At 65.9% G+C, this 21,407-nt stretch carries 17 protein-coding genes; 5 read left to right on the top strand and 12 right to left on the bottom strand.

Translation table 11 applies throughout. The features are described 5' to 3' along the window. Positions 1-195: 195 nt before the first annotated feature. Entirely contained in the window at positions 196-2,034 is a 1,839-nt protein-coding gene (locus tag K3725_RS21555) for an ABC transporter ATP-binding protein (RefSeq protein ID WP_260018946.1), read from the top strand. Between the two features lie 3 nt (positions 2,035-2,037). On the opposite strand, the gene K3725_RS21550 is transcribed toward K3725_RS21555, so the two are convergent. The 12 genes from K3725_RS21550 to speA all read right to left on the bottom strand — a co-directional run bounded on the left by K3725_RS21550 (position 2,038) and on the right by speA (position 17,339). Beyond that, positions 2,038-2,328, bottom strand: coding sequence for a CcdB family protein (locus K3725_RS21550; RefSeq protein ID WP_260018945.1), 291 nt, complete (start codon positions 2,326-2,328; stop codon positions 2,038-2,040). Next, positions 2,316-2,570, bottom strand: coding sequence for a type II toxin-antitoxin system CcdA family antitoxin (locus K3725_RS21545; RefSeq protein WP_260018944.1), 255 nt, complete (start codon positions 2,568-2,570; stop codon positions 2,316-2,318). The genes K3725_RS21550 and K3725_RS21545 overlap by 13 nt, the downstream gene beginning before the upstream one ends. 110 nt (positions 2,571-2,680) lie before the next feature. Beyond that, complete coding sequence (locus K3725_RS21540) at positions 2,681-3,520, bottom strand: sugar phosphate isomerase/epimerase (RefSeq protein ID WP_260018943.1); 840 nt, start codon at positions 3,518-3,520, stop codon at positions 2,681-2,683. Continuing rightward, positions 3,517-4,821 carry a DUF6005 family protein gene (locus tag K3725_RS21535; protein ID WP_260018942.1) on the bottom strand — a complete coding sequence of 435 codons (1,305 nt, stop codon included), beginning with the start codon at positions 4,819-4,821 and terminating at the stop codon, positions 3,517-3,519. The genes K3725_RS21540 and K3725_RS21535 overlap by 4 nt, the downstream gene beginning before the upstream one ends. Continuing rightward, complete coding sequence (locus K3725_RS21530; protein WP_260018941.1) at positions 4,818-6,050, bottom strand: AMP-binding protein; 1,233 nt, start codon at positions 6,048-6,050, stop codon at positions 4,818-4,820. The genes K3725_RS21535 and K3725_RS21530 overlap by 4 nt, the downstream gene beginning before the upstream one ends. 5 nt (positions 6,051-6,055) lie before the next feature. After that, positions 6,056-7,768 (bottom strand): IucA/IucC family siderophore biosynthesis protein, encoded by a 1,713-nt coding sequence (locus K3725_RS21525; RefSeq protein WP_260018940.1) that lies wholly within the window; start codon positions 7,766-7,768, stop codon positions 6,056-6,058. After that, positions 7,755-9,524, bottom strand: coding sequence for an IucA/IucC family siderophore biosynthesis protein (locus tag K3725_RS21520; protein ID WP_260018939.1), 1,770 nt, complete (start codon positions 9,522-9,524; stop codon positions 7,755-7,757). The genes K3725_RS21525 and K3725_RS21520 overlap by 14 nt, the downstream gene beginning before the upstream one ends. A 306-nt stretch (positions 9,525-9,830) precedes the next feature. Beyond that, the gene (locus K3725_RS21515; protein ID WP_260018938.1) at positions 9,831-11,819 is read right to left on the bottom strand and encodes a TonB-dependent siderophore receptor; all 1,989 of its coding nucleotides are present in this window, start codon (positions 11,817-11,819) and stop codon (positions 9,831-9,833) included. 191 nt (positions 11,820-12,010) lie between these two features. Continuing rightward, a complete protein-coding gene (gene speB / locus K3725_RS21510; protein WP_260018937.1) occupies positions 12,011-12,871 on the bottom strand; it encodes an agmatinase in 861 nt (286 codons plus the stop codon). Continuing rightward, positions 12,868-14,040 (bottom strand): carboxynorspermidine decarboxylase, encoded by a 1,173-nt coding sequence (locus K3725_RS21505; RefSeq protein ID WP_260018936.1) that lies wholly within the window; start codon positions 14,038-14,040, stop codon positions 12,868-12,870. Before K3725_RS21505 ends, speB begins: the two co-directional genes overlap by 4 nt. Positions 14,041-14,161: 121 nt before the next feature. Further along, positions 14,162-15,373 (bottom strand): saccharopine dehydrogenase family protein, encoded by a 1,212-nt coding sequence (locus K3725_RS21500; RefSeq protein WP_260018935.1) that lies wholly within the window; start codon positions 15,371-15,373, stop codon positions 14,162-14,164. A 76-nt stretch (positions 15,374-15,449) separates the two neighbouring features. Beyond that, positions 15,450-17,339 carry a biosynthetic arginine decarboxylase gene (gene speA / locus K3725_RS21495; protein ID WP_260018934.1) on the bottom strand — a complete coding sequence of 630 codons (1,890 nt, stop codon included), beginning with the start codon at positions 17,337-17,339 and terminating at the stop codon, positions 15,450-15,452. Positions 17,340-17,706: 367 nt separating this feature from the next. Between speA and K3725_RS21490 the strand changes: the two genes are divergently transcribed. Genes K3725_RS21490 through K3725_RS21475 form a run of 4 tightly spaced genes read left to right on the top strand, consistent with a single transcriptional unit; the run spans position 17,707 to position 21,301 of the window. Next, positions 17,707-18,630, top strand: coding sequence for a siderophore ABC transporter substrate-binding protein (locus tag K3725_RS21490; RefSeq protein WP_260018933.1), 924 nt, complete (start codon positions 17,707-17,709; stop codon positions 18,628-18,630). After that, positions 18,623-19,609: an ABC transporter permease gene (locus K3725_RS21485; RefSeq protein ID WP_409201607.1), complete on the top strand. Its 987-nt coding sequence runs from the start codon at positions 18,623-18,625 to the stop codon at positions 19,607-19,609. Before K3725_RS21490 ends, K3725_RS21485 begins: the two co-directional genes overlap by 8 nt. Next, entirely contained in the window at positions 19,602-20,546 is a 945-nt protein-coding gene (locus tag K3725_RS21480) for an iron chelate uptake ABC transporter family permease subunit (RefSeq protein WP_260018932.1), read from the top strand. Before K3725_RS21485 ends, K3725_RS21480 begins: the two co-directional genes overlap by 8 nt. Beyond that, positions 20,543-21,301 carry an ABC transporter ATP-binding protein gene (locus tag K3725_RS21475; RefSeq protein WP_311202236.1) on the top strand — a complete coding sequence of 253 codons (759 nt, stop codon included), beginning with the start codon at positions 20,543-20,545 and terminating at the stop codon, positions 21,299-21,301. The genes K3725_RS21480 and K3725_RS21475 overlap by 4 nt, the downstream gene beginning before the upstream one ends. The last annotated feature ends 106 nt before the right edge of the window (positions 21,302-21,407 follow it).

Here is a 21,407-nt window from a genome sequence, read left to right as displayed (position 1 = left end):
TCCGGCGCGCATTTTGCCAACGGGGCGCGAATTTCGCTGCTGACAAGCGGCGCCGGGATGCGTAGAAGGGCCGGGCTGCGGTGCAGGCAGGATCCGCGCCTTGCCCTTGTTAGTCTCTGTTTCCGGGGATTCGGGCGGGCGGATACGGCGACCCACATCTCAAGCGGTTCCATGAAAATCCTTGAGAGGCTCCCAATGTTCCGGGCTTTTGAAAACCTTGTCGATCCCTTTGCGCCCGCCCATCAGGCGCCGCCGCGGGCCAGCTTAAGGGCCTATCTGGCGCAGCAGCTGGCGCCCTATGGCAAATGGCTGCCCTTGATGTTTGCCATCGGTGTTCTGACCGCGCTGATGGAAAGCGGGCTGATCTTCTATTCCGGCCGGGTGGTGGACCTGATGGCGGAGACCGGCGCGGGCGCGTTCTGGGACGCGCATGGCACCGAGATGCTGCTGGCGCTGTTCTGTGTGCTGATCGTGCGGCCGTCGCTGGTGGGGCTCAATCACCTGCTCTTGGAGCAGACGCTGTCATCAAACCTGCAGGAGCAGGTGCGCTGGCAGGCGCACCGGCATCTCCTGGGGCAGTCGGCGGGGTTCTTTCAGAACGATTTTGCCGGGCGGCTGAGCAACCGGGTGATGCAGATGGGGCCTGCGGTGCAGGACAGTGTGCACATGCTGTTCGAGGCGGTGCTGTTTGCTGTCACATACATGATCGGCGCGGTGGTGGTGCTGACGCAGATCGACTGGCGGCTGGCGGTGCCGCTGGTGGCCTGGGTGGGGCTTTATGGGCTGTATGTGCGGCACACCGCGCTGAATGTGGCGGCGACGGCAGAGAAATGGTCCGATGCGCGCTCTGCCGCGACCGGGCGGATTGTCGATGCCTATGGCAATATCGAGACGGTGAAGCTGTTTGCCCGGGACGGGCAGGAGCAGGCCTATGCCTTGTCGGCGCTGCGGCGGCTGCGGACGCGGTACCAGCGGTTTTTGCGGATGATGACGCGGCTGGCGTTCGGCAGCATTGCCATCAACGGCGTGCTGATCCTGATTGTGGTGGCGCCTGCCATATGGCTGTGGATGCGCGGGTCTGTCAGCGTTGGCGAGGTGGCGGCGGTGTCGGCCCTGACGATCCGGCTCAACGGCATGAGCGGCTGGATCCTGTGGGTGACGATCCGGCTGTTTGAAAACATGGGGGTGATCCGCGAAGGCCTGCGGTCTCTGTCGGCCGCGCATGAGGTGACGGATGCGCCGGGGGCAAAGCCCTTGGAGGTGGCCCGTGCCGAGGTGCGGATCGAGGGGCTGCGGCACCATTACGGCAATACGGCAGGCGGGGTGAACGGGATCGACCTGCACATCCCGGCGGGCCAGCGGGTTGGTATTGCCGGGCCGTCGGGGGCGGGGAAATCGACCCTGATCAACCTCTTGCTGCGGTTCCGCGACCCGGAGGGCGGGCGTATCCTGATCGACGGGCAGGACATCCGCGGCGTGACGCAGGAGAGCCTGCGCAGCCGGATCGGGGTGGTGACGCAGAACACCTCGCTCATCCACCGCTCGGTGCGGGCGAATATCCTGTACGGCAACCCCGGCGCGACTGAGGCAGAGATGATTGCCGCCGCCAAGCGGGCAGAGGCGCATGACTTCATCATGGGGCTGCGCGACCACGCGGGGCGCACAGGTTACGATGCCCATGTGGGGGAGCGCGGCGTGGCGCTGTCGGGCGGCCAGCGGCAGCGGATCGCGATTGCGCGGGTGGTTCTGAAGAACGCGCCGGTTCTGATCCTGGATGAGGCGACCTCGGCGCTGGACAGTGCGGTGGAGGCGGCGATTCAGAAGACCTTGCTGGATGTGATGCAGGGCAAGACGGTGATTGCCATTGCCCACCGGCTGTCGACGATTTCGCAGATGGACCGGATCGTGGTGCTGCAGGAGGGGGAGATTGCCGAGGACGGCAGCCATGCGGAGCTGCTGGCGCGGCAGGGGGTCTATGCCGGGCTGTGGCAGCGCCAGGCGGGCGCGGCGGAGCGGGTGGCGGAAGTGGTGTGAGGGCTAGACACCTGCCATCAGCACATCCACCGCACGGGTGATCAGGTCGCCCTGATCCGCAACAGAGCCGGTGCGGCGCAGGCTGGCGCGGCGCACCGCTGCGATCAGCCGGGTAGCCAGGATCAGGCGCTGGGTGTCGTGCGTGATTTCCGGGTTCAGGTGCGTCACGGCCGGGTAGTTTGCCAGCAACGGAATGACAACGACGGACGGGTCGGGCGGCAGCAGATCGCTTTCGATCACGACCATGGAGATACCATTGTATTCCGCTACGTCGAAGCGGGTCAGTCCTGCCACGAGGTTGCCCCCGGCGCAGTCATGATGTCAGCCAGCGGATGGCCGTGCTGTTCGTGCCACTCGGATTGCGCGGCAAAGGCATCGGCGTTTTCCTTCAGCCACTGCTGGCGCCGTGCCTCGGAAACGGCCTGCACCAGTGCGGTCTCTGCCACTGCGGAGACGTTGATGCCGAGAGCCTTGGCGCGGTCCAGCGCCTGCGCATCCAGGGTCAGGGAGGTTTTGCGTTTGGCGGTGGCGGTCATGGGCATATGCTCCAGTGATATACCGCCAGAATATACCGCCAGGTAGTAATTCGCAAATCCCGGTGCGCGTGGCTGGGCGCACCGGAGGCTGTTGCAGGGCAGGGGGCTGTTCAGACGGCTTCGGCAGTCTCAGGCACCTCTTGCCGGGTTTGGGCGCGAATCTGGACAATATCGGCTTTTAGGATCTGGAAAACCGCATCCCCGAACCACTCCAGCGAGGCCTCGCAGGCCGGGTCCTGGGCCATTTCTGCCAGCAGCGCGCTGTAGTCATAGGCGCCCTGGAACAGCGGCACCATGCCAGCACGGCTGCCTGCGGCGCTGTAGACGTTGGCAGGGGCAAAGACGTCCAGCCGGTCGCGGCTCGACACGTTCTTCAGGTGGTAATGGGCGATGCGGGGCAGGAGGATGCGGCGGGCCTCCACCGGGTCATCGCCGCCTTCCCAGACGTGCAGCGCGTCGAAGTTGATGGCGAGCGCGTCGTGGTCCGTGGCGTCGATCAGATCGCAGGTGGCGGCGAGCGTGTCGGCCAGGGTGCCGGGATGGGTTTCGACCAGCAGGCGCAGCCCGTGATCCGCGGCGATAATGCAGGCTTCGCGCAGGGCGCGGGTGGTCTGGCGGCGCTCTTCCTGCGTGGCCCCGGCGCTGGACTGCTGGCCCGCGAAGGTGCGCATTTTGGCCGCGCCCCAGGTCCGGGCCTGGGCGCATAGCGCCAGGGTGCGGGAGCGCAACAGGTCCGGGTCATGCAGCGGCAGGTAGTCGCTGATCATTGGCACCGACAGGCCTTGCGCCGCCATCCACTGGGCATTGTGAATGGCCAAGGGGGATTGGTTGCGGGCGTGCACGCCCCACAGCTCGATCCCCTGAAACCCGTTGTCGCGGGCCCAGAAGGCGATGTCCTTGAGCCCGATCAGCTGGTGGCGGAAGGAAATGGTGCAAAGCGAGATGTTCATGCCGGAACCTCCTGCGGCTGGGTGTTGTCCAGTTGAGGGCTGGCCGGGCTGCTCGACTGGGCTGGCAGGTTCGCGGCGCACCAGTTGTCAAACTGTGCGTGCAGCGCCGCTTTGATGGTGAATTCGAGCTGGTCCAGCGCATCCAGCGCCGCGAACAGGTCGGGGATCATGGCGCGGTCGCCTGTATGGGCGATGCGGGCGGCCAGGAAGTGCAGGCTGCGGAAACCCTCGCAGAGCGCCTCCACCCGGTCGCATTCGGCGTCGAAGGGCTCAAAAGGCGTGTCCAGCTCCTGCCAGAAGAAGGCAAAGGCGTGCTCATAGGCGTATTTGCGCAATGACAGCACCGGCATTTCCCGCACCGCGCGGCCGAGGTCGGCCAGCGCCAGCGGCCGGGCCGGGTCGCAGTGGTAGCTGAAAATCCGCCGCAGGGCGGAGGTCAGCAGGTTATCATCAGCGCGAAAGGTTTCGGTGAAATAGGCCGCCAGATCCGGTGCCTGCGGCGCCTGCGCATCGCCGCTGTTCAGAATGTACCCGCCCGCCACCGTGGGCTGCGCCATCGCGTTCAGGATGGTTTCGCGCGGCAGGTCGCCGCGCCAGCGGTAGTCCGGGTCATAGAGGTGCCAGAGGTCCGGATCGTCGGTCAGCTCAATGATGACGTAATGCGGGAAGGGGTTCTGGTTGTACTTGTTCTCGCGCTCCGGCAGGTGGAACATGTCGAGGAAGACCACCAACTGCGCGTCATCGGATTTGGTTGAGAGCAGCTGCTCGAAGCGGATCAGGTTCTGCTCCTTGCTCTGCCTGTGGTCGTACCATTCGCGCACCGGAATGCTGTAGAGCCGCTCGATCCAAACCGCGAAATGGTCCTGGGTGATCTCCTCGCTGTGGTAGGCAAGCTGCATCGCAGGCGTCACCGCAAAGCTGCTGTCCCAGGTGCCGAAGTAGAACGGGCGGAAGTTCAGATGCTCATGCCGGCGGATCGCGGCGCAGAGGCAGCTGACAAAGCAATGCACTGTGATTTCGCTGGGGGCGGGGGCGGTGTCTGCCTGCGGCGCGGGGTCTTCGCCCAGCAGCATGCGGATCAGCCCGTCGACGGTGGTGAAATCGCTCTTGGACAGCTCGCGTTCCGGCATCTCGATGCCATGATCGGTTTCCAGATGCAGCATCAGGTTGATGAGGATCACTGAGTCGATGTGCAGGTCGTCGTTCAGCACCGCCTGCGCGGAGAAGTTCTGCAAATACGGGTTTGCGAGCGGACCGGACAGGGTCTGGCGGATGGCCTCGAGGATATGGTCGTAGGTCATGCGTCTGCACTCTCCGGTGTGTACTCTGCGGCGATCTCGCGGCGGTTGATCTTGCCGTTGGCCTGGCGGGGCAGGGCGGGGAGGTGCCGGATCAGGGCGGGCTGCTGGTAGTCCGCAAGGGCGGCGCGGCAGGCCTGGCGGATGGTGTCTTCACTGGCGGTGCCCGAGTAAAGCAGCCCCGCGCGGGCGCCCGAATGCGGGTCGGGCAGGCGGAAGGCGACGGCGTCGCTGACGCCGGGCAGGGCCATCACGGCTTTCTCGACGTCCTGCGGATAGACGTTGAGGCCTGCGACATTGATCATGTCATCGGCGCGGGCGGTGAAGACCAGCATGCCGGTATCGCTCAGGCAGCCGAGGTCGCCGGTGTCGATTGTCTGGCCCGCGATAGTGATGCGGACCGCGTCCGGGGAGCCGTTGCGGCCAGCGGTCAGGGTTACATGCGGCAGGGGCTGGCCGACGTCATACGGGTTCTGCAAATCCTGATTGATCGCCACGCAGCCGGCCTCTGAACAGCCGTACTGCTGGAACAGATGGGTGGTGCGGGCGCGGATCAGCTGGAACCAGGCGTCGGGCAGCACGGTGCCGGAGGTGTTGGCGGCGTAAAGGCGCTGGCCCTCGGGCAGGAGGCGGGCCAGCGTGTGCAGCATCGCGGGCGAGGTATAAAGCAGCGGCTGATCCGTCTCGCGCAGGCGGCGCAGGATGTATTTCGGGTTCAGGCTGTCGAGCACCACCGGCACATGGCCCCGGTGCAGCGCCACGAAGACGCCGGCAATCAGCCCGTAGGAATGGGTGACAGGGCAGGCGATCACCGGCGTCATCGCGGCGCTGGCGGTGAAAAAGGCGGCGTAGCTTTCCACCTCTGCCGCGATCTGGTCCCAGGTGCGGGTGATCACCTTGGCGGCGCCGGTGGTGCCGGAGCTCATCTGCACCAGCACGCCGCCGCGCGGGGCGGTGCCCGCTTGCGGCAGGGCAGTCTGCTTCAGCCCGTCGCTGAGCATCACGTCGCAGCCTGCGGCCTGCGCCATGGTGCGGGCGGTTTCCGGCGGCAGGCTCGCGTGGATCGGAAAGACGCCGGCGCCCTGCGCGCGCAGGTACAGAAGCGCCGAGAGTGCGGCGCCGGCGTTTTGCATGTGCAGGCCGTAGCGGTGCGTGGCAGGCTCCGTCAGCACGCGGTCCAGCCGCGCGGCGAGGTCAGAGGGGTCGATCGGGGTGTCGTTCAGAACAAACATGGCGGTTATCCTTTTCCGGTGGCCAGGGCGTTGGCGATCAGGTGGCCGTGCTGCGGGTTTTCAGGGTCTAACTTGCGGGAAATCAGGCTTTCGGCGCGGATCTGCGGGGTGAAGGGGGCAAAGGCGGCCTGTCGGTCCTGCATTCCGTGGTCCGCCGCGTAGCGGTCCAGACGGCTGCGGACCCGGCGCCAGAAGGTGGCCTCTGCCAGCCCGTAATGGCGTTGCAGCAGGTCCGAGAGGTCGGCGAGGTTGAAGACAAACAGCGTGTCCATCACCAGCCAGCGCAGTTCCTCAGGCGCGGACATGCGGTGGAACTTGTCCGGCGGCGCGTGTTTGTAGGCCGGGTCGATCTGCGACAGGTCCGGGCAGAGGTCCGGATGAGAGAGCAGCTCCGGCACGTATTCCAGGCTTTCGTGGAAATCGCGGGCGATGAGGCCCGCGGGCCAGCCGTTTTCGTGGTGCAGGATCAGATTCTGGCCATGCGCCTCCAGCCCGATGCCGTGCGCGACCATCAGGTGCCAGACGGGCAGCACCGCCACTTCGATCAGCCGGGCGAGCCAGGCGTCCAGCCCGTGCGCCTCGATCCAGGGGGCGACCAGGGGGCGGCCATCTGGGTCGGTGAGGGCAAGACCGTTCACCGGCATCATCTGGTCTGCGGGCAGGCCGAGCGCCTCGGGACTTTGCCGCCAGATCGCGGCCAGATGCCCGTCGAGCGCGGTGCCGCGGCCGGCGGTGATGGCGGCGTATTCCGGCAGGATGGTGAGCGGGTAGCGGCTGGTGAACAGCGGGTCGCTGTCCAGCACCTGCGCCAGCCAGTTGGAAATCGCCGGGGCGACGGCGACGGATTCCGGCGCGAGGGTGCGCAAGGAGGAGGTGTTGCGCATCGCCATCGCGGTTTTCACATGGGCGCGGGCGGGGTCCGTGGCGTTCATCAGGGTGCGGATCGACTGGGTGGCGCGGTAATGGTCTCCGATGGGGCCGGCCTCGGCCAGTTGGCCTGTGTGGCGCCATTGACTGTAGAGCGGGTCGGATTGCAACTGGGCGTGCTGCCAGGGGTGCAGGGGCAGCAGGCGGAAGCTATCCAGAGGCGCGCCGTTCTGCTCTGCCAGTGCGGCGATGCGCTGCCATTCGGCGGTGCCCAGTTCGCGTTCCCAGAAATCCGGCGAAGGCAGCACCTGCTGCACCAGAGACTGGTGGAACAGCACGCCGGCCAGGCGGAAGGTCTGGCCGCCCTCCGGCCCGTAGGAGAGGTGGTCGGCGTCGGTGAACCCGCTGCGGGCCTTGTAGCAGGGGTGATACGGATGGCCCTCATGCAGGGCGGTTTCCAGCGCGGAGATGCCCAAACGGTGCCGCCGGGTTGCGGCAGGGACATGCAGCGCGGTCAGATCGCTGAGGTGCTCAGTGTGCTGAAGATCAGCGCGCAGGATGTCCAGCGCGGGCGACGGGTCCGCCACCGCTGCCAGCACGTCTTTGGTATTGGCGGGGCGCCATCTGCCGCTGTCATGCGTTTCGATGCTGCCCTCCTGCAGCCGGTAGCGGCCAAAGGCGCCGCGGCGGCCGCGGGCACGGAACTGGGCCTGCCGGAAGGACCAGCTGAGGGTCTGGCCGCGGTCCAGTTGCAGCGATGCGGCCCAGCCCTCGCACAAGAGCGCCTCGCACAGCTGGCGCAGGACGCGGGGGGCAGATGTTGCGCGGCTTAAGGGCTCATGCAGGGACATCGGTGCGCTCCTGCACGTGCTGCGGCTGCACCGCGGCGATCGGGTTGGGCATCTGCAGGAACAGTCCCTCCTGCGCTTGGGTTTCCAGCTCATCCACGTTGCGGGCGCGGGTCAGCAGGTTGGCCTTGGCGCTGAGCACCGGTGAGGTCAAAAGGTAGCGGGCGAAATCTGCCCCGGCGCCGCTGAGGCGGCTGGCGGCAGAGGCCAGCCGTTGGCGCAGAAGCAGCAGCAGCGCGGGCTCGGCCACCAGCCCGTCGCAGCCCAGGCGGCGGATCACTGCAAAGATCTGGTTGACCACCAGGTAATAGGCCGTCCGTTCGTTGATGTGCGCGCGCGGGTAGATCAGTGCGGGCTGCTCCGCCAGTGAGGGTTCCAGCGCGCTGAGGCGGGGCAGGGCGTCCTCGGCGATGAAATAACCCTGGTTGTCGCGGTAATAGCCGCAGGACGGCAGGCCGGTGCTGAGGTCCAGCAGGCTGTTCTGCTGATGCGCCTCCAGTGCGATGCCGTGGCGGTCATAGAGGTCCAGCACCGGGTCGAGCGTGCAGGTGAGGTAGGCCTCGAACCACTGGCAAGCGGTGTCCGCCGGTGTTTCGCGGCGCTCTGTTGCCAGCGGCTGGATCAGGCCGGCGAGCAGCGAGGTGCGGCCCGGCAGCGGATCGGCGGTGAGGGCGGCGAGGTTATAGACGCCCTTGCCCGCCGCGCCCATAAAGGGGTTGTCGCGGAAGATCACCTCGAACCCGCTTTCGCGGCGGCTGGGCAGGCTCAGGGTCAGATAGGCCGGGTCGTTGAGGATGCGGAAACGGGGGCTGCCGGTGTCCAGATGGTTCAGCAGCCGGGCCATGGAAACGCCGGTCTCCAGCTCATTGTGCTTGGTCACGCGCAGGGAGTTGGTGAGCCGCACGGGAACCGAGAATTTCAGCATCCAGGGGCAGCCCGGCGCATAGAGCGTGCGCAGGGAGGAGGTGGCGGTGAATTTGCAGCCGGCCTCGTCCAGATCGCGCAGACGGCCCGTGGCCAGCAGGGCCTGCACTTCCGGGTCCAGCCGCAGCAATTGCGCCTGCAGCGGGTGGGCGGGGATCAGCACCTCATCGGGGCGCAGCCGGAAGGCGCCGTCCAGTCCGGGGATCTGGCGGAGCATGTCTGCGGCGGGCATGCTGGCGGAGCCTTCTGTGACAAGTGTCTTGTCCGCGGCAAAGAAATTGAGGCGGAATTCACCCGCGTATTCCGGTGCATAGGTTGCTTGCTGCCAGGTGGTCAGCCCGTCGCGGCTTTTGGGTGTCGGGTGCAGCCAATGGCCAAACGTCAGTGCCTGTTCGGCGGTGAGGAAGCCGTCGGGGTCCGGTGTGCCAGCGTGGCGGATCAGGTTCTGCTCAATCCCGGCGTTGCTGTTGAAGAGGCCGCGCAGGAATTCCGGCAGCTGGCCTGCATCCCGGCTGTTGAGCCGCGCGAAACACTCCTGCGCGATCAGGGTGAGGACCTGAACGGGGGGCGCGGAGTGCCAGGTGCTGGAGCCATCAAACCGGATTTGCGCCGGGCCGAAGCGGTGGGGGCCGGTTGCGGAGAAATAGGTGATCCGCACCCGCAGCCGGGCGGGGATGTGGCTGAGCGGGATTTCCACTGCGCTGCGGTCGTCGGCAAGCACGGCGCTGCCGGGGGCCATTTCGCGCAGGTAGGCGCTGAGGAGCGCCTGCAGGGACGCAGCCTGTGCGGCCGTGGCGGCGCAGGGGTCTGATTGAATGCTCTCTTGAAGGCTCATCGCGGGCCTCCCGGAAGGGAGGGGGCAGGGGCGGTGTGCATGGGGGCTGGTCTTCCCGAAGCCGTGCCGCGGCACTGGCGGGCCCCGGCGGTGCCGGGCCGTCGGGCCGGGTCAGTTTTTGACAGATACTAGCGGGAAGCTGGCTGCGGAGCGGCGCGGGCAAGAGGGCTGGGCGCCGGCTGTGAAAAGGGTTTCACGCCCCGTATCTAGCCTGTGCGGCGGGGCGGGGAAAGGGATTTCTGACTATTTTACTGTGTTTTGCAGTGCCCGGCGGAGAACCGCCGGGCACTGCAAGCCCGCGGAGGCTTAGAACTTGAGCGTTGCCACAACCGAGATGTTGCGGCCCGGTTCGTTGAGGGTGGTTACTTCCGAGGAGATATACTCGGTGCCATAAGTGGCGCGGTCGGCGTATTGCTTGTCGAACACGTTGTCGATGGCGGCCCGGATGGTCAGGTTGCCCAGCGACGGCGGGCTGTATTCGGCAAAGAGGTTCAGCACGCCATAGCCGGGCTGTTTCCGGGTGTAGCTTTCGTAGACTCCGTTGTCGTTGGAGAGCGCCGCCTCGACGCTGCCGCCGACCAGCAGGTTCATCGTTGCGATCTCCTGCTGCACCTCGAACGCCAGCACCTTGCCGACCGGGGTGCCGGAATCGACCAAAAAGAAGCTCTCTGCCGCCTCGCCGTTGAAGGAGACGTCGCTGTTGTTCATGGTGAAACGGGCAAAGCCGGTGTTCCAGCCGTAGGTGGCGGCGATGTTGAAGCCTTCGCTCTCAAAGTCGTTGCCGGAGACAACGCCGCGGCGCGACACACTGCGGACATTGTCGATACTGGTTTTGAACAGTTCGCCGCCCAGGGTCCAGTTGCCGCGCTGCCAGTCGGCGCCGACCACGATGTTTTCGGCGCGGGACGAGCGGATGTCCGTGTAATCCCAGGTCCGGAAGAACAGGAAGTTGTCCTCGAGGTCATAGCCGCCGAACACGTTGGAGTAGCCTGCCCGCAGCGACAGGGAGTCTGTCACGTCATAGACCACCGACAGGTTGCCGCTTGCGCCGGAGGCTTCGTCGGTGAAGGCGGTGCCGGACTGGGCGAAGTCCTGGCCGGTGAAGTCCTGCCAGTCATAGCGCAGACCGGCAGAGACGCTGAGCCGGTCGGTGGGTTCCAGCCGGGCCTGGGCGAAGATGCCGAGGTTTTTGCTTTCCTCGCCGGTCTTGCCGTTGGTCCAGGTTGCGTTCACCGAGCTTTCGCGGATCTGGTAGTCCACCCCGGCGGTGATCGTGTTGCTGTCCGACAGGTGGAAGTCGTTCTGCAGCGTCAGCGAGTAGGTGTTCGAACTGGTAGAGGTGGAATCGCCCCACGGGTCCGACGGGCGGTCGACATTGATTTCGGAGAAGCCGAGGGTGGCCGAGGGATCCCAGAGGCCGGTTTCATTGCCGCTTTCATAGCGCAGCGAGGCGATGCGGCGTCTGGTGTTATAGGTGGCAAAGTCGGCGCCGCTGCTGGGGCCGAAGTTGGGCCGGATGTTGCGAAGCTCGTTGTCCTGCGCCTCCTGGAAGGACAACTCGATCCGGTCGCCCTGGTCGCCTTCATAGGCAAATTTCAGCAAGCCTGCGGTCAGGTTGGCGGCGGATCCGGAGATCTCAACGCCGCCGCCGTCCTCGTAGTTGCTGCCGGTGGCGCGTTTGGCGTAGCCGAGGATTTCGAACCCGCCGCTGCGGCCTGCCAGGGTCAGCGACCCCTGGGCGGTGTTGCCGTTGCTGGAATAGGACAGGCGGGACTGGCCGCCGAAGGTTGCGCCGTCTTCCAGGATGTCCTCTGCGTCGATGGTCTCCATCACCACCCGGCCGGCCAGGGCGCGCGGGCCGGCGTCGGCGGGGGCAACGCCCGGGTCGACGCGCACCGATTTCATCAGGCCGGGGTCGAAGGCGTTGGCGCTGACGTGGTGGAAGGTGCGGTTGTTCTGGCTGATGCCGTCCACCTGCACCGCGAGGTTCAGCATGTCGACGCCGTTGACGAAGATCTTCTGCGCAATCGGAATGCCGCCGCCGACGGAGACCGAGGCGATGCCGGCAAACAGGTCCTTGAGGTCGCCCATCGCGGCGCGCTCGATCTCGGCGTCGGCGACATAGATCGAGGTGGCGCGGTCGGCGGCGTTGCCGACGGGGTCGCGCTGTTTGACCACGATCGGGTCGAGCGAGAGGACCTCGTCGTCCTCGGCCAGCGCGGCGGAGGCGGTGATGAGTGTAAGCGCGGTGCTGCAGAGCAGACCGGACAGGCGGATGCTGGAAGTTCGTGCCATGATTAACCCGTGTTCTTGGAGCTGTTAGCTTGGGGTAATCCTGGCTTGCCTTTTCAAAGGCTTGGGCCTGATAGGGAGGGTTTGCGCCGGGCGCAAGAGGGTATTGTTGAGTAAAACAGTTTGTTATGCGCTGTTGCAGTTTTACCGCGCTGGGGGAGCGGCCGGAAACATATGCCCCGGCCGCGGCAGCGCTACTTGGCCGATGCGAAGGACATCAGCGCATAGCTGATCTGGGCGGTGGTGAACTCCGAGACCCGGCTGTCCTCTGTGGGGGCGAGTTCCACCACGTCGCAGCCGGCCAGATTGCGGCCCGCCAGCGCGGAGCGCACGATGTTGAGGGCCTGGTAATACCCCAGACCGCCGGGGACGGGCGTGCCGGTGGCGGGCAGAATTGCCGGGTCCAGCCCGTCCACGTCAAAGCTGACGTAAACGTCCTGCGGGAAATCCTCGGGCAGGGTGACGGAGTGGATGTTGCCGGTGACCAGCTCTTCTGCGTCGATGGAGATCACGTGGCAGGCGGCGCGGCGGTCGACCTCTTCCTGGCTCATGGCGCGGACACCGTACTGGGCGATGCGGATGCCGTCTTCCTCTGCCAGCAGCTGCATGACCGAGGCGTGGGAGTGGCGTTCGTCCTGATAGGCCTTGCGCAGGTCGGCGTGGGCGTCGATCTGGACGATGCCCACGGGGCGCCCCAGCGCGCGGGCAACGCCGCGCACCGCGCCGTAGCTGAGCGCGTGCTCACCGCCCAGCGTCACCGGCACAGCACCAGCGGCCACCGCGGCCTCGGTTCGGGCGGCGATACGCTCCATCACCTGGGGCAGGGGGCCGGTGCAATCGACGGCGTCTTCGGTCACGATGCCTGCGGCGCAGGGCTCGGCGTCGCGGTAGAGGCGTTCCAGCTCAACGCTGGCCTGAAGAATGGCCTCCGGGCCGCCTTCGGTGCCGCCGCCGTAGGAGACGGTGCGCTCCAGCGGCACCGGGATCACCCGGAAGCGCGCGGTGGCGGGATCGCGTTCGGCGTCGCTCAGTTCGCCTTCGAGGAAATAGGTCATGACAGGCGGTCCTTGAAATCGTCATAGGAGGGGGTGCGCAGGAGTTTCAGCGCGTCAGTTTCGGAGTTCCACAGCGCAATCGCGGGCAAGGGAACGCCGTTGAAGGTGTTGGTCTTGACCATCGAGTAATGCGACTGGTCGAGGAAGGCGATGCGGTCGCCGGGCTGCGGCGGGGTTGCAAAGCCGTAGTCGCCGATCACATCGCCCGCCAGGCAGGACGGCCCGCCCAGCCGGTGCGGCGGCACATCAGACACTTCGCCCAGGAGGTCCGGGCGGTAGGGCGCCTCGATCACGTCGGGCATGTGGCAGGTGGCGGAGATATCGGTGATTGCCAGGGGCATGCTGTTTTCGGCTACGTCCAGGATTTCGCCCACCAGAATGCCGGAATGCAGTGCCACCGCCTCGCCCGGCTCGATGAAGACCTCGACACCGTAGGTTTCGCGGATATGGCGGATCAGGGCGGTCAGCCCGTCGCGGTCATAGTCCGGCATGGTGATGTGGTGGCCGCCGCCGAGGTTGATCCATTTGAGCTGCTTGAGGCGGTGGCCCATCTTCGCCTCCAGCGCGGCAAAGGTGCGCTGCAAGGGCTCGAACAGCTGTTCGCAGAGCGTGTGCATATGCAGGCCCTCAACGCCGTCCCAGTCCTGGTCCGTCAGCTGCGACACCGGCGTGCCGAGGCGCGAGCAGGGGGCGGTGGGGTCGTATTTCTCGTTCCAGCCCTCGGAATGCTCGGGGTTGACGCGCAGACCGATGGAGATGTTCTGACCCTTCGCGCGGGCCTCTGCGATCAGGGGGGCAAAGCGGCGGTGCTGGGCCGGGGAGTTGAAGATCAGGTGATCGGACAGGCGGATGATTTCGGGCAGGTCGTCCGCCTTGAAGCCCGCGGAATAGGTGGTGACCTCGCCGCCGAATTCCTCGCGCGCGAGCCGCGCCTCATAAAGGCCGGAGGCGCAGGTGCCGGACAGGTAGCGCCGCACCAGGGGGGCAACGGCAAACATCGAAAACGCCTTGAGCGCCAAGAGGACGTTGGCGCCGGAGGCGTCCGCAACGCCTTTGAGGATCGACAGGTTACGCTCCACCGCGGCCTCATCGACCACAAAACAGGGGGAGGGCACACGGTGCAGGTCGAAACGGGCAAAGCTTTCGGTGGAGAGCGCTTTGATGTCCATGGCGGGGTCTTTCGTTGCGGCGGGAACGGAAAGGGCCGGTTTCCGGGTGCAAAGCCAAGAAAACCAGCCCGAAATGTCTGGCTGCGGGCAGTTGCTGCCCGCAGCCGGTGTCTTGGAGTGCTTAGAACTCCGGGTGGCCGTCCAGTTCGACCACCTGCCAGGGCAGGCCGTCGGTGTTCAGCATGTCCATGAAGGCATCCGGGTCCAGCTGTTCGGTGTTCCACACGCCCGGCTCGCGCCAGGTGCCGTTCATCACCATCGCGGCGCCGATCATTGCCGGCACGCCGGTGGTATAGGCCACCGCCTGGCTGCCAACCTCGGCATAACATTCCTCGTGGTCGCAGATGTTGTAGATGTAATAGGTCTTCTCTGCGCCGCCGTCCTTGGCCGGGCCGGTGATGATGTCGCCGATGCAGGTCTTGCCCTTGGTCAGCTCACCCAGTTCGCTGGGGTCCGGCAGAACGGTTTTCAGGAACTGCAGCGGGATGATTTCCTGGCCGTTGTGCATCACCGGCTCGATGCCGGTCATGCCGACGTTTTGCAGCACGGTGACGTGGTTGATGTAGGCATCGCCGAAGGTCATCCAGAAGCGGGCGCGCTCGATCTCGGGGAAGTGGGTCGACAGCGACTCCAGCTCCTCGTGGTACATCAGGTACATGTTCTTCTTGCCCACGACGGGGAAGTCGAATTCGTACTTGTGCGTCATTGCCGGGCTTTCGACCCAGGCGCCGTTCTCCCAGTGGCGGGCCGGAGCGGTGACTTCGCGGATGTTGATTTCCGGGTTGAAGTTGGTCGCAAACGGCTTGCCGTTGTCGCCGCCGTTGCAGTCCAGCACGTCGATCAGGCGGATGCCCTCCAGCTTGTGCTTGCGCACCCAGGTGGCCATGATCGAGGTGACGCCCGGATCGAAACCGGCGCCCAGGATCGCGGTCAGGCCCGCTTCCTTGAAACGCTCCTGGTAGGCCCACTGCCATTTGTACTCGAACTTGGCCTCGTCCTCGGGCTCGTAGTTGGCGGTGTCGAGGTAGTGAATGCCGGCCTCAAGGCAGGCGTCCATCAGCACCAGGTCCTGATAGGGCAGCGCCAGGTTCACCAGCAGCTCAGCGCCGGTTTCCTTGATCAGCGCCACGGTGTCGGCGACATTCATCGCGTCCAGCTGCGCGGTGCGGATGGTGACGCCGGTGCGTGCCTTGACGTTGGCGGCGATGTCTTCGCACTTGGACAGCGTGCGGCTGGCCAGGGTGATCTCTTTAAAGATCTCCGGGTGCATGGCCATCTTGGTGACCGAGACGGATCCGACGCCGCCGGCGCCAACAACCAGAACCTTTTCCATGTGTTTGTTCCTTTGCAGTAGGGGCCGGGGCCCCGGTGTTCCGATATGCCCCTGGGTGGTCAGCCGGGGGGCGGTTTCAGTCGAAATAGGTGCTGCCGGCAAGGCTGTCCTTGTAGGCGGCAATCATCTGGCGGCGCTCCGCGGCGTTGACCTTGCCGGATTTCACGGCGCGTTCCACCCGCTTGCGGAAGGTTTCCAGGCACTGGCGCGGGTCGTATTCGACATAGGACAGCACCTCGGCGATGGTATCGGCCTCGGTCTCGTGCTCGATATCAAAGCCGCCCTGGCCGTCCAGAGAGATGGTGACCACGTTGGCATCGCCAAACAGGTTGTGCAAGTCGCCCAGCGTTTCCTGATAGGCGCCGACAAAGAACACGCCGATCAGGTAATGCTCATCCTCGCGCAGGTCGTGGACAGGCAGCGCATTGGAGGTGCCGTCGGCCAGGATGAAGTGATCCAGCTTGCCGTCGCTGTCGCAGGTGATGTCGGTGATCATCGCGTTGCGGGCGGGCATCTCGTTCAAGCGCTGCAGCGGCATCATCGGGTGCAGCTGGTCGATGGCCCAGACATCCGGCAGCGACTGGAACAGCGAGAAGTTGCCCTGGTAGTGATCGGTGAAGGCGCCAAGGGCGCTGGCGGCCTCTGTCAGGCTGTCGTCGCCGCGGGCGGCGGATTTGAACAGGCCGGCCAGATACAGAAATGCCTGTTCGGCGCGTGACAGCTGCTCCAGCCCGATCTGGCCGCGGCGGAACAGCGCCCGCAGCTCGTCCCGGTAATAGATCGCGTCGTTCAGCGCCTCCTGAAAGCGCGGCGCGCCGATATAGGCCTCCACCGCCATCAGGTCGGAGACCAGATGGTGGTCGTCGGGCTGCACCTCCGGCTTTTGCGGTGCGTCATAGAGCGTGGCACCCAGCACCTCGAAGATGAAGATCGAGGAATGCGCCACCACGAAGCGGCCGCTTTCGGTGACGATGGTGGGGTGGGGCAGGCCCGCCTCATCCAGCGCATAGCGGATGGTCTCGACGATGTTGGTGCAGTATTCGTTGACGGTGTAGTTGACCGAGTTGTCGTCCGGCCGGCGGGCGCCGGTGTAGTCAACGCCCAGGCCGCCGCCGAGGTCCATATGGGTCAGCGGGGCGCCCATGCGGGTCAGTTCCACAAAGAAGCGGCAGGCCTCGTCCGCGGCGCGGCGGATGTCAAAAATGTTGGGAACCTGGCTGCCCAGATGGCTGTGCTGCAGCACCAGGCAATCAAGGAAACCGCTGTCGCGCAGGCGGTCCATCAGCGTCACCAGATCATGGGCGCCAAGCCCGAAGGTGGAACGGTCGCCGGAGCTTTCCTGCCATTTGCCGGTGACGCGCTCGGTCAGCTTGACCCGCACGCCCAGGAGCGGGCGGATGTCCAGATCCTCCGCCACCCGGCGGATGATGTCGAACTCGTCCAGCGTTTCGATCACGATGACCGTGTTGTGGCCCAGCTTGCGCGACAGGATCGCCAGCCGGATAAACGCCTCATCCTTGGAGCCGTTGCAGATCAGCAGCGCGTCTTCGGGCAGGGGCTGCGACAGGGCAATCATCAGCTCCGGCTTGGAGCCTGCCTCCAGACCGTAGTTGAATTTCTGGCCCGCAGCCATCAGGTGGCCGATCACCTCAGCCTGCTGGTTCACCTTGATCGGGAACACGCCGCGGTATAGGCCCTTGTAGCCCGCGGCCTCAATTGCGCCGTTGAAGGCGTCATGCAGCTGGTTCAGCGACTGTTCCAGGAACTGATGCACCCGCAGCACCACCGGGGCGGAAATGCCGCGCGCTTCAATCGCCGCGATCACCTCCGGCAGCGGCGTCGGCTTGGCGTCCGGGTCTTGCGGCAGCCGCAGTGCGACGGCGCCGTCCGGGGTGACCTCCAGCATGCCGCTGCCCCAGGCATCCAGGCCATAGAGGCCCTCGTATGTCTCAGCGCCGCTGCTCATTGGCTTTGCGCCTGTGCCGGGCGTTTCGGGAAATCGGAGAGGGGGAGCCGGTGCGGCATCGCGGGGCCTTTCTGTCCAGAGTTCGAGGGGGCTGGGAGGTGCAAAGCTGAAGGTTCGGGTCGAAGCCTTATCAGGTGCAGGACCGTGCGGTGGCCGCCTCCTTACAATCGGTGCCCAGCTGCATCAAGAGGTTTTCTGCAAACAGCGCGGTGATTTGCGCGCCTTCGCCGGGCGGGCGCATCCGCGGGCTGCCGCAGGGGCAGCGAAATGGTGCGTCTGGACTTTTGCAGCATGTGCCGGTAAGCCCCCCTTGATTTTCAGCAAGCCTTCCAAGCCAGCCGAAGTCCATCTCATCAGAGGACAGGAAATGGCACATTGGAAGGTTTTGCAACTGGCGGCGCCGGTTTTTTTCGCCCTGGCGGGTGCGGCATCGGCGCAAGCGGTCGCGGTTGAGACCGCGCGGGGCAGGGTGGAGCTGCCTGAAATTCCTGAAAGAATCGTGGTTCTGGATGTAGCTGCGGCGGACACGCTGGGCGCGCTCGGGGTTCAGCCCGTGGGCCTGCCTGCCGAGATGTTCGTGAGTTATCTGGATGATCTGAAGGAGCATGCCGAGTCTGCCGGCACGCTGTTTGAGCCGGATTTCGAGGCGATTGCGATGCTGGCGCCGGACCTGATTGTCGCGGGCGGTCGGTCGTCGGCGCAGGTGGAGCCTTTGGCGGAAATCGCCCCTGCTGTCGACATGACGATCTGGGGCAGTGATTTGGCAGAGCAGGCGGTGATACGGCTGCGCAGCTACGGCCAGCTGACAGGGCGCGAGGACCGGGCGGCAGAGCTGGAGGCAGCGTTTGCTGCCAACCTGGCCGCGGCCAAGGCGGCGGTGGCCGGGCGGGGCGACGCGCTGATCGTGATGACCAACGGGCCGCGGGTGTCGGCCTACGGTGCCGGGTCGCGGTTCGGCTGGCTGCATCAGGCGCTGGAGCTGCCGGAGGCGGTGCCGGATCTGGATGCGCAGACTCATGGCGAGGCGGTCTCGTTTGAATTCATCGCCGCCGCCGATCCCGACTGGCTGATCGTGGTCGACCGGGCGGTGGCGCTGGGGCAGGGCAATCAGGCCGCCGCGGTGACGCTGGATAATGCGCTGGTGGCGGGCACCAAGGCCTGGGCGCAGGGGCAGGTGATCTATTTGAACGCCGCCAATATCTATGTGGCGGGCGGCGGCATCCAGTCGATGAGCGCAACATTGGAGGAAATCCAAGCCGGGTTTGCAAAGGGCGGCAAAGCGGGTGGCTGATCTGGCCGCCCCCGTTACAGCGACGCCGCGCCGCTGGCTGCTGCTGGCGGCGGCTCTTCTGGTGCCGCTGGCGCTGGTCAGCCTGCTGGTGGGGGCCGGGCCGCTGCCGTTTGGCTCTTTGCTGAGCGATCCGCAGGCACTGCAGGTGCTGGCGGTCAGCCGCATCCCGCGCACCGCCGCGGTGCTCTTGACCGGTGCCGCGATGGCGGTGGCCGGGGTGATCATGCAGCTCTTGGTGCGCAACAGATTTGTCGAGCCGGGCACCACCGGCACCAGCGAGGCGGCAATGCTGGGCCTGCTGGCGGTGACGCTGCTGGCGCCGGGCGCGCCAATTCTGGCGAAGATGCTGGCGGCGGCCGCCGCGGCACTGGCGGGCACCGGTGTCTTCATGCTGCTGGCACGGCGCATCCCGCCGCATCAGGTGCTGCTGATCCCGTTGTCGGGGCTGGTCTATGGCGGGCTGCTGATGGCTATTGCCACCTTCATCGCTATCGAGGGCGGGCTGCTGCAGTACCTTGGCGTCTGGATGAGCGGCGAGTTCTCCGGCATCCTGGCGGGCCGGTATGAGCTGTTGTGGCTGGCGGGCGGGCTGGCGCTGCTGGCCTATTTTGCCGCCGATCAGTTCACCATTGCCGGTATGGGGCGCGATGTCAGCCTGAACCTGGGCCTGCGTTACGGACAGGTGCTGGGGTTCGGCATTGTCACCGTGTCGCTGGTGTCGTCGCTGGTGATTGTGACGGTGGGGATGCTGCCCTTTATCGGCTTGGTGGTGCCCAATCTGGTGTCGCGGTTGATGGGCGACAACCTGCGCGAAGGCCTGCCGGTTGTGGCCGCCACCGGGGCCGGGCTGCTGCTGATCTGCGATATTCTGGGGCGCGTGCTGCGGTATCCCTATGAGATCGCTGCGGGCACCGTTTTCGGCATCCTCGGGGCCGCGGTGTTCCTGTACCTTCTGCTGGGGCGGCGGGCGGGTGGCTGACCGGCGGCTGATTGTTCTGGGCTGCTTGCTGGCGGCAGCGGCGGCGCTGTTCCTGTTCTGGGGCCTGCGCGGCCCGACCGCCTATATTCTGGAGCTGCGGCTGGTCAAGCTGGCAGCATTGCTGGCGGTCGGCGCCTCTGCCGGGGTGGCGACGGTGCTGTTCCAGACCATCAGCCAGAACCGCATCCTGACGCCCTCGATCATGGGGTTCGACGCGCTGTTTCTGCTCTTGCAGACCGGGCTGGTGGCGGGGCTGGGGGCTGCGGGCGCCAGCCGGATCAGCGGCCTGCCGGGTTTCGCGCTCGAGACCGCGGTGATGCTGGGCGCGGCGCTGGTGCTGTTCAGCAGCCTGCTCAGCCGCACCCGCCACGATATTAAGCTGATGGTGCTGGCCGGCGTGGTGCTGGGGGTGATGTTCCGCACCCTTACGGCCTTTTTGCAGCGGCTGATGGAGCCCTCGGAGTTCACCATGGTCGAGGCGCGGATGTTTGCCCAGTTCAGCGGCATTGACCGCTCGGCGCTTGTTGCGGGGCTGGGGCTGATGGCGCTGGCCGCTCTGTGGCTGGTGCGCCATCACCGCGTGCTGGACGTGGCCGCCCTGGGCCGCAGCCCGGCGCGCAGCCTTGGCGTTGCGTATGACGGGCTGCAGCTTCGGGTGCTGTGCCTGATCGCGGCGCTGGTTTCCGTTGCGACCGCGCTGGTGGGGCCGCTGGCTTTTCTTGGCCTCTTGGTCACCAGCCTTGCCCACAGCCTGATGCAAAGCCACCGCCACGCACTGCTTTTACCCGCCGCCGCCTTGATCGGGGCGCTGATCCTTGTGGCCGGGCAAACGGTGTTCGAGCGGCTGCTGCATCTGCAATCCACCCTGGCCGTTGTGATCGAGTTCTGCGGCGGGTTGTTGTTCCTGGTCCTGCTGGTGAAAGGAAAGATCCGGTGATTGAAATTTCTAACCTCAGCTATGGGGTTGCGGAAAATCCTATCCTGCAAGATGTGAGCGCTGAAATCCCGGCAGGCCGGGTGACGGCGCTGATCGGCCCCAATGGCGCGGGCAAGTCAACGCTGCTGAAGCTGATTGCCCGGCAGATGACGCCCGCTGGCGGCAGCATCCGCATGGACGGGATGGATCTGGCGCAGGCGGCACCGGCGCAGCTGGCGCGCAAGATGGCCGTGGTGGCGCAGCAGCTGAGCGTCGCCAGCCGGGTGCGGGTGCGCGATCTGATCGGCTTTGGCCGCTGGCCTCACAGCGCGGGGCGGCTGGGGCCTGCGGATCACGCGGCCATTGACGGTGCGGTCGCGTTGTTTGATCTGGGCGCATTGCAGGAGCGGTTCCTGGATGAGCTGTCGGGCGGCCAGCGGCAGCGGGCCTTTATCGCCATGGCCTATGCGCAGGACACCGGCTGGCTGTTGCTGGATGAGCCGCTGAACAATCTCGACCTGCACCACGCCCGCAACCTGATGGCGCAGCTGCGGGACCTGGCAGAGGCGCAGGGTAAAGGCATCGTGATTGTGGTGCATGATCTGAACTATGCGGTCAGCTGGGCCGATCACGTGGTGGCGCTGCGGGACGGGCAGGTGGCCTTTCAAGGCCCGGTGGCAGAGGCCGCCACGCCGGAGCGGCTGAGTGCGCTCTACCAGACGCCGGTGGCAATCACCCGGCTGGAAGGCCAGGTGTTTGCGCAGTATCACCGTTAGAACTGTGCTTCTGGCATGTGTCTGGCCGTTGCCGTGATGTCGCGGCCCAGGTTACTTGGCCGCTGATACGGAGGGCCTGCGCCAAGCCGTCCGGGCGGAAAGCTTG

Source organism: Leisingera sp. S132 (genome assembly GCF_025144465.1).
Taxonomy (GTDB): domain Bacteria; phylum Pseudomonadota; class Alphaproteobacteria; order Rhodobacterales; family Rhodobacteraceae; genus Leisingera.
This window is presented reverse-complemented; position numbering and strand designations above follow the sequence as displayed.